The organism is Bacteroides difficilis (assembly GCF_048319815.1).
Lineage (GTDB): Bacteria > Bacteroidota > Bacteroidia > Bacteroidales > Bacteroidaceae > Bacteroides > Bacteroides zhangwenhongii.
In genome coordinates, this window is sequence record NZ_CP182814.1 from 30,620 (window position 1) to 43,443 (window position 12,824).

A 12,824-nucleotide genomic window follows, 5' to 3' on the forward strand; every position below is an offset into this window, starting at 1 on the left:
CTTAATTATTTTTCCTCTGATTGACTATGTATTCTAAAACTCTTTGGAGTATCCTGATACAATTCCTTAAAACATTTTATAAAATAATGGGCTTGACTAAATCCCGTCATATAAGCAATTTCTGAAATAGAAAGATTGGTCGTTTTAAGCATATTGGCAGCTTTCCTTAAACGGATGTTCCTAATGAACACATTAGGAGTTTCTCCAATCATTAATTTAAACTTACGATGCAAAATAGTTTTACTAAGGTTCATTTCCGCAGCAAACTCATCAATTTTGAAATCCTCATCCATAATATGCTCCTCTATAATTTTAATAGCCTTATTCAAAAAATCATTCTTTGGATGAAACCCTGTATTTTCTTCCTGTGGTAATAACAAGTCTGAAATAATTTGTTTTCTACGTTGTTGACGAGTTGCATACACATTCTTCATTTGATTGATTAGTATATCTGGGTCAAATGGCTTTTTCAAATAAAAATCCGCTCCAGCCTTATACCCTAGAATCTCATCCTCTAACGAAGATTTTGCAGACAATAAAATCACAAATATATCAGAATACATAGAAGAGTTTTTTATAGTCGAACAAAGAGCCAATCCATCCATTTCAGGCATCATCACATCCGAAATAACAAGTTCTGGCAAATTATTTTTTATATATTCTAACGCCTCTATTCCATTAGCAGCTACGGCAACATCAAAATGGGCAGACAACTTTTTTCTCAAATATTCCTGCATCTGCATATTATCTTCCACAAGTAATACAGTAAAAACATTATTATCCGCTCCCAATTCTTCTCTATCAGGTGCTATTTCTATGCGATTAGCTAGAAAAGTCACTGTAATTGTAGTCCCTTTTTGAGGTACAGATTGAATCGCAACATCGCCACCCATCACTTGTAAGAACTTACGTGTAGTGTACAATCCGAGTCCTAGTCCCCGCGAATTATTTCCTTCATTTTCCCGATAAAACTTTTCAAAAATTTTACTCTGATTTTCATATCCAATTCCAATGCCAGTATCTTTTATCTGTATCGAAAAATATTGTGACGATTCCGTATAAGATAAAATAATATCTACCATTCCCCCTTGCTTAGTAAATTTAAGCGCATTGCTAATCAAATTATAGAGAATCCGTTCTAGCTTGATTGTATCAATAACTACAACCAAATTAGGAACATCCGAACGATATGATAAACCTATACCACTAGACTTGGCTAAATAGTCAAAAGCATTTACAATAATCCGAACAAAAGCCACTAATTCAACAGGTTTCTCTTTCACCTCTTTATCTATTAATTCAGCACGCTTAAAATCAAGAATTGTACTAAATATATCTGAAAGAAAATCAGCATTTTTCGATATAATATTCAATTTCTCTTTTTGTTCTTCATTCATACTTCGATCTCTCAATAAGTCACTAACAGGAGCTAATATTAAAGAAAAAGAAGTCAACAAATCATGTGATAATCCAGTAAAAAAGCTCTCCTTTTCTTGCAATACCTCTTCCTTCTTTCTTTTTTCCATCTCACGAAACCGATGCAATTGGCGTTTCTTATAATGATTTCTAATAATAAAGAACAAGCCTGTCAATAACAACAAGATAGTTATAACTAAAACAAAATAAAAGATATTCGTTTTCCACCACGGAGGAGTAATAATAATATCCAAATTCCAAAACGTTTCATCTTGGGTATCAAAAGGCGTCGTAGTAGGACGGATTAACAAGGTATAATTTCCCGGAGGCAACTGAGAAAATGTTATAGGTTTTGCCAAATCCAAATATTGCCAATCTTCAGTAAACCCCTTTATCCGATATTGATAACTATTATGATAATTATCCCAACCTATTTCCGTAAATGACAGACTTATCCATTTACAAAGATGAGATAGAGTAATGGAATGTGTATACTCGGTAGCCTCGTCCAACACTACCTTACCATAAATCTTCTGCCCAACTGTTACCACCTGATGATCTATTTCCAGTTCTGTTAATAGTATCTTTGTATGATTAGGCTGATTTAAAACCTTTTGTGAATCGATAAACAATAAATTATCAGTTCCTCCAAATACAATAAACTGTTTATTTCCTATCTGACAACGAGCTGAAGAATATAAAATCTGTGTATTTATAGCTCCAAGATTTATCTCTTTCAATTCCTCAGTATTGTTTGTATAACAAAAGATACGGTTAGAAACTGAAAACCAAAGATTATTTTCTGTATCCATTATCACATCACGAATAGCTCCCTCTGGTAACATTTCCGTAAAAAAAGGATTCTCCACCCGAGCTTCCCCTGAATAATCCAACTTTCTCAAACCTCCAGAAGTTCCTAACCACAAACATTTATTTTTATAATCATCTGCCAGACTATACACCATCTCTGATAGATTCTTCTCTATTTTCTGTGCCTTTTTAGTTATCGGATTGAACAGATAAATTCCACGATGTGATGAAACCCATATCTGGTTATCAGCTGTTTCTGCAAACCCTGTTATTTCATCCATTCCAAACGAATCATAATGAATACGTTCTGTAAAAGTTTTATTTACAGAATCATACTTCATCGAATATAATCCAAATTGTTTAGTTCCAATCCAAAAAATAGAATCACTACTCCTAAATATAGAGGTTACTTTTCCAAAATTTTTATCTATATAATATGTTCGTAAATGAAATTTATCAAAATTTCCTTTATTCAACGGAACATATTGAATTCCAGTATCATCATTACCTATAATCAAGACTTCATCATCCTTGTATAAGGACAATATATATTGATGAAAAAAACTACTTGTATTTTTCATCGATTGAGAATAAAATCTACGACTTTTAAGATCATACAAATAGAGCCCATCTCCTTGAGTTCCTAAAAGCAGATGATGATTATCAAATCCTCGTAGAACATAAGCAGCGGCTTTTTTATTATTTATAGGTGACAAATTATCTATCCCTCGATGTCTGTCATCTAAGCAATACAGACCGGTACCGTAAGTTCCAATCCAAAGTTTATTATATTTATCTCGAAAAAATGATAATATAACAGGGGCATTTATCGGCAACGACTGAGATAAAATACGAGATTGCATGTCAGCAAGTTTAACCCCATTTCCCCATGTTCCTAAATAAAGTCTATTATCCGTTGATGGAAAAATCCGGTAAATATCACCCGGTTCTTTAGTCAATTCCTTCCTAGTTGTTACAGAAAATATTTCATTCCATTCGACCTTACATAATCCATCTTCCCAAGTAGAAAACCATAGAGCATTTTTTTCACCAGTATCCAAAAATTGAGTAACAGCATAATGATTTTCATCAAGTTTTATATCTTTCTTACGCTCTATATCATACAAAAAATAGCCATAATAAGTTCCTATCCACAATTTACCAGTCGGCTTTTCTAAAATGCTCGAAACGATGTTACGCGGATAATGCTTGGCAACATGATATGATAATTCTCCTGACTCAGTCGGAGTCAACTGATATAATCCTTCTTCCCAACTTCCTAGCCAGATATTTCTCCGTGAATCTTCGTAAATAGAAATTACACGTTGAGGATACTCTTTCACAATTTCACTGATATGAGTAAATTTGTTTTTTCGAGGATTAAAAATATCCACTCCTCCTGTCTTTAACCCGATCCATAAAAGTCCGTTTGAATCAAACATCAAAGTTTCTATATTATTTTCTGTCAGACTATTCTTAGTTGTGTTATCACTCCTATACACTTTGAACGATTTTCCATCAAAACGATTCAAACCATCATTAGTTGCTATCCATAAAAAATTTTCATTTTCGCAAATAGCAGTTACATCAATGCCAGATAATCCATTCATTGTAGTATAATGAATAGATTCCTGTGCAAAAGACAAAAGTGACATTACAATGACAAATAGTATAAAAACACAACGCTTCATATAGTTCTGAATAAGAATAAAAGAGAATATTAATCAATCCAGTGCAATATAATTATCTTTTTTAAACTACTATATAATGATAAAGTTAATTATAATCAAGTTTGTATTCTAAAACCGTTATTGAATATCCTTTCAATCCAATGTATTTTTCATTAATACCCGTAACTTTTTGCCAAACCGGTGAACAATCATTCGAAGAAGTTCCGAAATACTCCCACATTTGTACTAATGTTCCCAACTTACATGAAGCCGTCTTAAATTTTACCTTAGATACATTTCCCCGCTTATTGATAGCATACACAAATAATTTATTTTGTTTCCGATCTATACTTGAATAAGTAATAACAGAATCACACGACTCACTTTGTATCATTTGGGTACCGAGAAAAGTATTCCAGATTTTCAAAGCGACCCCTGTCGGATTCAAATTTCCATCCTTATCCAAAGCATCATAATCGGTATTTGAATTTTCATTTTCTATCCAACGTGTATTCCAGAAACAAGAAAATTCTATTTGAGGTTCCATCAACAATTGTCCTGTCATATCAAATGTCACAATAGCATGCCCCATATCATTAACTCCTTTCCATAAACCGGCCCAGTCAATCGTTCCATATTCTGCAACAATCATTTTCCAACGTTTCAATTGTTCTTCCGTTCCGTATTTATTCATTGCATTCAATGCTGTTTGCACTGGCCATATCAAACATTTTGTCGAGTCACTATATGTTTGATAGCCTTTGTCAAAATCGAAAACACCATAATTACTTACACATAACCGATCTATATAATCACCAGCCTTAGTTATTACTGTTCTGAAAAACGCCTCATTATTTCCGTTAGGTATAATCAAAATAGAAGGATCTACAGCCTTCATTGCCTTAGAAAAATCTATCACATCCTGTGCGTAAATATCTGCAGTAGAATTAAGATTGTTATTATTCCAGCTTTCATTACCGATCATCCAATAACGAATACCATATTTCTTTTTTATATTAGCATAGCGCACCCACTCTGCCGCATGATTGATAAGTTCACTACGTTGAGCTGGTCGCTTCCCTTTTTCTATAGGAAGCAGATAGCGATCAGCAGCAACTACAATTACCGGCTCAGCCCCCAATGTATCACATATCTGCATAAATTCATCAAAATCTAATGGATCAAATATATAAGACCCATCTGACATAAACATTCCCGGATAATCGTCTAGGCCTATCGTACGACTGACTGTCGGGTACGATTGTTCATAAGGAGGAATACTAAACATATACAAATCGGATTTTTCACCCCCCGGATAGCGTAAATATCTCACTTTCATATCCGATAAGGCCTCTATAACAGTATGTTCCGGATTCGTGAAACGTCCACCATCCATAAAGAAATTCAAATTTATCCCTAAAGGATGATCAGCTATATCATTAATGACACTATCCGGATAGACAGCCAAAGTAACAATATCCGTTGGTTCATAATCACAAGAATAGCTTCCTGTTATAAAAATTAAGATTAAAAACAAATTACCTACTACTCTCATTATACTCTTTAATTATAGCCGATTATTTCTAATACAGAAATTTCTTTCCCTCTGATCATAACCTTCTTATCTTTCACAAACTCAATCAACTTATTCCAATTCTCATCTTCTGCATCATACCACATCTTTTTATCGAACTTACCATCATATTTTCTAAACCCCCTACCAGTATATTGTAATGGGCCTACATATAAATTATCTTTTATAAAATTATTAGTTGAGTGAGTAGCATCAAAAGCTATATTCGGCTCTTCCACCCAAATATAGTTATTCTGAAAATAAGTGCTGTCTGCATATCCCCGCCAGTCATCCGAATGTACAATACGTTTGTCCATCTGCTGAGATTCCTTTTCACATATATAGAATAGATTCTTCTCAATAATACTATTTCGAGTAGGACCTGTAATATGAATCACTGGAGAATAATGTTCTGTCTTTTTCTCACGCACAATGTGTTTTCTGATGCCATCATTTATACTAACATTATATTTTACTACTGTACCTGTATTTCCTGCACTCCAATCTTCTGGCCATCCCCCTGAATTACAGAGTAACAAAAAGCCTCCTTCATTATTGTCACTCAAATTGAATTGAAACAATGAATTTCTACAATTATAGTCTGAATCGAAACCATAACCATCTGTTTGTGACTTATGCCCACTTACTATATTATACTGTACCACCGTATTATCACTAGAAAAGGGCCATATCCCGTCACATGCTTCTGTAGCTGGTAAAGTCGAAGGACAATTCTTCATTATATTATATTCTACAATCGCTCCATCACATGCCGTAGGAACAATCCCATCACCGGGTATACCATCCAGTACATTATTACGAATAATTACATTCAAATTCGGTAACCATTGTTTTCTAATCCAATTACCCCACATTATGATACCATTGCGTTGCGAATCTTTCAATAAACAGTTTTGTATGAGTAATCCATCAAAATATGAAGGAATAGAATCAGTTCCGTCATCCCTGAAGTTTCTTAACATCATAGCTTGTCCACCTCCTGCATCTTCATGTTCATGTCCTTCACCTTTTATAAGAGAGCCGTAAACATCATGAATAAAAAGATTATCAATAGTTATGTCCTCCGCTTTCCCATAATTATAAACTTCCACAAACAATCCGCTTAAACGAGGACGTATTTTTTCCCCTTTATTAGAAATCTCCAAGTCCCGGATAACAAGATGTTCTGAGTTATAAATATGAACCATCGCCAGTTCTGTTGCATCTCCCTTGATATGGGGCATTGCCTCACCTCCATATTTGCCTATGACAATAGGTTTATTCATCTCCCCTTTACCCGAGAAATACAATTTTTCAGTAAATACACTTCCAGACTTCAACAAAATACTATCTCCCGCATTAATGGAGAGATCATCTAACTTACTCAGACTTTTAAATGCTTGTTCGCAAGTTGTCCCTTTATTAGCATCATTGCCATTTTCTGAGTCAAAATAATAATTCGTAGTAGTAGTCTGTTGGGTACATGCTAGCAGACTAATTATTACCGATAATAGCAAAGTTTTTAAAATAAGTTTCATAATTATCCAAATTTGTCGTTCAATTAATTATTTATTCCCAGTCATCTGTTCTAAACGAAGAAACAGGTAATCCTCCTGTACCAAAAAGTTCGGCAGATACATAATTTTTGAATGCATAACGTACCGCTCTCGGTTCTTTTACCAATCTGCTAGATACTACTACCGTTCCTTTTCCTTCATCAATATAAGCATCAGCTTTCACAAATACTTTATTCTCCCCTGCAATTTCGAAAAGAGTTAATTCTCTCCCATAGCTAGTTAATCCCATAAACTGCTTAGAGAAATAAAGAATTACCTTATCCCCTTTTATTTCCATTCGTTCATATTCAGGACTTTCGCACTCAAAGCCATTCATCCCATAAGTTTTAGTTAAAGCCAATAGTGCCAAACGTTCTCCCACTTCTTTCTTATGAGGAGAGTGAATCTGGAATTCTGTTCCAATATCCAAAGTCACCGCCATTGCACAATTAGAAATAAGAGTCTGTATCTTCATTTGCGCCTCCCGCTGATAGGCAGAAATCTCCGGCCATTGAGGAGTAAAGAAGTTCCACTCTTTATAATCATAGGGAGCAATTTGAACAAAATAAAAAGGTAAATCTCCCCGATTCCATTTTGTTCTCCAATCTTTCACCATTGCAGCTACTGAAGGAGCATATCTAGGTACATTAAAAATATTGGATTCTCCTTGATACCATAACAATCCCTTTATTCCATATCCTTCTACCGGATGTATCATACCATTATACAATAAAGTCGCCACATTTCCTATCCAAGGAGAAGTTTCATCACTCTTCGGAGGCACCACAATATCCGCAAATTCGTTACATGCAACTTCTGACATCCAAGCTTCAACATTAGAACCTCCATAACTAGCATTAATAATACCGATTGGTACATCTAGTTGCCGATTCAGCAAATCTGCAAAGAACCAACAAACAGCACTACATTCACCTGTAGTAGCCAATGAAGCCACTTCCCATTTAGTGTTCTTCACATCCTCCAAAGGCTTATAAGCAGCTAGTTCAGGAATATTTATAAAATGAATTTTCTTTCCCTTTGATTGAAGAATTGCATCTGTCGAGCCAATCACTGGTTGATGTTTATACCCTTTCAATTTCATACTCATATTAGACTGTCCGCTAGCAAACCAAACTTCACCAATATATACATTTTGCAAATTTATTGTTTCGGAAGCACTGACATTAATTGAGTAAGGACCACCTGCAGCTGGAGTTTCAACGCTCAGCCTCCATTTCCCTACTTTATCAGCTACCGTTTCATAAGTTTTATCATCCCATGAAGTCGTTATGCTAACCTTACTACCTTTCCTAGCCCACCCCCATAGCGGTACATAAGTTTGTTGCTGTAATACCATATTATCAGAGAAAATAGCAGCAATTCTCAAATCTTGCGCGACAGCTGAAATATGTGTAAACGCAAGTAATACAATTAGTAAATTTAGTATTCTCATATCCTATTTTTTAATAGACTACATTATAAATATCAATCTTAAAATTTTTACTTTCTCCCTCTTTCGACCAACAAATTATTTTCAAAGGACAGTCTAATTTTAAATCTTTTTTATCAATTTCTCCAACAGCCCATGACAAACCACTCCAAATCACCTTATCATAAATGATCTTCACTGGGATATTTAGTTCACCTTGCTTTGCATTTATCTTAAAATACTCACCCATTGTTACTCCGTCAGGTAATCCTCCCCCCCACGAACGAAACGGATTTCCAGTTCCGTCAAGTTGACTAAAGACGATACGTATATTATCCGAAACATCTGCTACTTGTCCTTCAACAGTATGTTTGTCTTTAATTCGAGAAGTCATGACCAACTGTTTTATCCGGCGAGGTATCAATACACCTTCTTCAATACCTAAATCATATTGTTTGGCCGCATACCGCCCTAATCCAACAACTACCATCTGTTCCGCCCCTAATGTTAGTTTTCTACCTTTTAGTTTGGGAGTAAATCCCTTATCCGTAAAAAGTATTCGTCCTTCCCCATCAACATCAGACAACAACTCAATTTCACACTCGGATTGCGCTGGATTAACAATAGTAAATAAACAACCATCAACAGAAGTAGCTTTATATCCATAGACTTGTGCTTTACCGGGAATTCCTCCCATAAGTGAGATTCGTCCAAACTGTTGTAATTCCAAATATATCTTTTGTACCTTGGCAAACCATCGAGCATCCGTGTCATTCAGCAAATTAATATTTCCATGATACACATTCAGCCAACCTCCACGAGCTAGATTCAGAATTAACGAACTCTTCCAGGCTGCAATACCTCTTTTGTAACAAGTTCCTGTCTCTCCTATCATAAAAGAACAATTATCAATACGAGATAAAGGCAATCCATTAAAAGCAAACTGCCAAACCATGTGATCACTATATAAATCTTGTGAACGCCAAATATTCATCATAGGTACATCCGAAAATCTCGGATCTCCTGAATATAACGTATCAAATATTTCTAACCAACGGGAATCAACCGTCTTGCGAAAGGGAGCAACCGTATTTTCCATATCACCACCAAATCCATTATAAGCAATAAAAATCACCTCAGGATTTTTAATTCTGAATTTCTTTATAGCTTTAATAAAAGCTTGCTTATTAGCCTCTATGATTTTTGTCGGAAGCATTGTTGCTTTTGCACAATCGGAGGCAGCATCAAAATACGCAAAATCGAATTTGAATACTCTAAATCCCATATCCGTATATATCCGCAATGTTTCCATCAGATGTTCAAGATAACCTCCCTCGAAAAGGCTTAATACTGCCTTATCCGAAGTTTGAGAACCCGCCCACTCCGATATTAAATTCAACATGGGCTTACCGCCACTTTGAATCAGATTAGTAGAAAACCATAGTCCGGGGATTATCCCATTTTCCTTACACTTCTTCAACCAATTACCCGGTCCCTCAGGCCAATTTTTTTTATGCCAACTCCGATATCCTCCATCTACATCAAACCAGAAAGCATCCATTAAATAACAATCTAATTGTACTCCCTGTTTTTTCAAACGAATCATCTCATCCAGCATCCTCATACACAGTTCTTCCGTTTGTGGAATGTTATCAGATAACTCATCGTAGGCCGACCAATTATTATAAACAGTCAATGGTCGTTTGAGCCCCGTTGCTAAAGGGCATCTAAACTCAGGTAATTCTATTGCCATCAAATTTGTATAGAAACTTCCAAACAGAAACAATATACATACCCAATTTCTTATTCTCTTCATCGTTAATACCCTTCTAATTTAAAGTCCACTCCTTGTTCCATTCTATTACAGGCTTATCCTTCTCGAATATGAGAGGCAACCAAACATAACGCGAATCAATCAGATTCGTTTTATTCCAACGATCAAACATTGCTACAAATTGTCCGTCACGTCCAGCTATTGGAAACACAAAGGTACTTTGTGCATTATAAGTACTATCAGCTCCTTCTCCTATACAGGGATTCCCTATAACTCGCCACTCACCCAACATAGAATCAGCTACAGCACATTCAGCAATATTCGGGTCCCAACCTGTACAACCGGAGCTAATCAAATAATATCTTCCTCGATGTTTGAATACTGCCGGAGCTTCACGAGATTGATTGATGAAATTACGGGTATACACACCTGTATGTTGTGTATACTCATCATTCAACAAACCAATATATAATGTGTTATTCCATTCTGATGCATAAATCTGATAAGCTCGTCCGTCGTCATCTTTGAAAATAGTCTGATCACGACTATCTCCCCCATTCGGTTTAAAAGAGCCAAGATATGTAAACAAACCAGTTGGAGAATCGCTAATAGCCACACCAGCATGTGCTTTTTCATAATCCGGACTTTCAATATGCATCCACATCACAAATTTTTTCGTTTTATCATTAAAAATAACTTTAGGACGTTCGATCACTTGTGAAGGATGCAGATCAGACTGGGTATCCTGTGGTACAGTTGGCAAAACAATCCCTTCAAAACTCCAATTCACAAGATCTTTAGAAGAATAACAGGATATTCCTCCAGCATCAGCACGCCAACACTCCCAAGTTTTCACCCAATCAAGAAGATAGGTAGAATCTCCTTTATATTCGCCATACCAATAATATACTCCGTCATGATACATGATTCCTCCACCATGGGCATTGATAGGATTGCCTTCCGTATCATACCAAACAGCACCCGGAACAATTCCAGAATGGTGTGTTCGCGTACATGCACTAATATAGAAAACAAACAAACAAGCAAATAAACTGTAAAACAATAAATTCTTTTTATGCATACTCATTCTTTTTTAATATTATCAATCTCATGGCTTTATCTCGCAATCAAAAACATATTCATTTATCTTTAGATTCATATCTTCCAGACGATGAACTAAATGCCTTCCAATTCGTAAATTCTCTATAGAAACGCCTCTTATTGAATACGGTTTCGATTTTCCAAGAAGTTGTGAACACACTTTCTGAACATCAGGATAAATATGAATATCCCTGATTTTCACCCCATCAATCCTGCAATTTCCGAGACATGGGCGCCATGAAGTATCTGTTATCTCAAAGTCGATAATCCGTGGTACTTCCACACCTTTATAATCAAAAGCCTCCACATTTATATTTTCAAAAACGATATTTTTTACATACGCCGAATCATAGGCATTAATCACCATAGCACGTTTACACTTTACTATATCAATATTTTTAAATACTATGTTCTTAAAATACTCTACACAAGTTTCCGTTCCAATCTTTGTTGCAGCAGAATTACTTAAAGTAACCACTTTCTCAAACAATATATTTTCCGTATTAAACACCCGCTCACTATCTAATCCTTTCACAACCAAATTATCATCTCCACAATGAAGAATAGCATTATTAACAGAACAATCAATAGAAGAGTCGAAATCAATACCATCTGTATTATTCCAATTTTCATAAGGTCTATTATTCAATATTTTTATATTTCTCAAATGTACTTCCTTTGATTTAAATGCCCTTACATTCCAAAAACAGGGATCAAGCAATAAAGGACCATCAATTTCAACATTTTGACATTCATACATATATATCAGATGGCACCCTTGTCCGCCATTCTTACGCAATCCGGTATATCCGGATCCGTCAATTGTTCCATATCCTATTATTTTTATATTTCTGGCATGATTTATATACAGTAATGCCTTATCAGGAAAATCATCCGCATTAATACTAGCCTTAATACACGCTCCGTCAGCCAAATATATGACAGCATCCCTTACCAGATTCAATTGTCCTGTCACATATACCCCCTCCGGAATATAAAGTACCTCACCTTTTTGTGCAGTCTCATTAATGGCTTTCTGAAGTAAAAAAGTAGATAAATTCTTACCAGTCCCATCGACACCATAGTCCAATACGTTCCGAATGTGCATTTCCTTATTTTGTCGTATATCCTCCAACGGATTATCTATCATCAAGAATAAATATGCTAATTCATTAATCTTTATAATTAGATACTCCGGTTTATCTACGCAGAAAACAAGTTCTTTTCCTGTGACTTCTCCTTTCAGTCCACGACTTAACGGACTTATCTGATAACTACGGATTTCTTCCTTGATTTTTATTTTTATACAGGCTGACCGTACATCTAAAACAGCATGAACAGCATGTAGCGGAATATCAAATTGCCAATAAGTCTTAACAGGTTTATTTACTCCGTTAATACTCACCTCATAGGAAGAAGTCTCCGTTACGTTTATTCCGTAAGTCTCTGTGTTAAGAGCACTATACAGAAGAAAAAGCAAGCTTACTCTCAAAAA

At 35.3% G+C, this 12,824-nt stretch carries 7 protein-coding genes; all 7 read right to left on the minus strand.

The features are described from left to right. Positions 1-5: 5 nt before the first annotated feature. Positions 6-3,917, minus strand: coding sequence for a two-component regulator propeller domain-containing protein (locus ACNOGP_RS00145; protein ID WP_418213757.1), 3,912 nt, complete (start codon positions 3,915-3,917; stop codon positions 6-8). Between the two features lie 85 nt (positions 3,918-4,002). After that, the gene (locus ACNOGP_RS00150; protein WP_418213758.1) at positions 4,003-5,451 is read right to left on the minus strand and encodes a hypothetical protein; all 1,449 of its coding nucleotides are present in this window, start codon (positions 5,449-5,451) and stop codon (positions 4,003-4,005) included. An 8-nt stretch (positions 5,452-5,459) separates the two neighbouring features. After that, entirely contained in the window at positions 5,460-7,007 is a 1,548-nt protein-coding gene (locus ACNOGP_RS00155) for a right-handed parallel beta-helix repeat-containing protein (protein ID WP_418213759.1), read from the minus strand. A 31-nt stretch (positions 7,008-7,038) separates the two neighbouring features. Continuing rightward, positions 7,039-8,478: a sialate O-acetylesterase gene (locus ACNOGP_RS00160; protein WP_418213760.1), complete on the minus strand. Its 1,440-nt coding sequence runs from the start codon at positions 8,476-8,478 to the stop codon at positions 7,039-7,041. Positions 8,479-8,488: 10 nt separating this feature from the next. Then, complete coding sequence (locus tag ACNOGP_RS00165; RefSeq protein WP_418213761.1) at positions 8,489-10,270, minus strand: hypothetical protein; 1,782 nt, start codon at positions 10,268-10,270, stop codon at positions 8,489-8,491. 13 nt (positions 10,271-10,283) lie between these two features. Continuing rightward, a complete protein-coding gene (locus ACNOGP_RS00170) occupies positions 10,284-11,315 on the minus strand; it encodes a glycoside hydrolase family 43 protein (RefSeq protein WP_418213762.1) in 1,032 nt (343 codons plus the stop codon). Between the two features lie 21 nt (positions 11,316-11,336). After that, positions 11,337-12,734 (minus strand): glycoside hydrolase family 28 protein, encoded by a 1,398-nt coding sequence (locus ACNOGP_RS00175; protein WP_418213763.1) that lies wholly within the window; start codon positions 12,732-12,734, stop codon positions 11,337-11,339. Between the last annotated feature and the right edge of the window lie 90 nt (positions 12,735-12,824).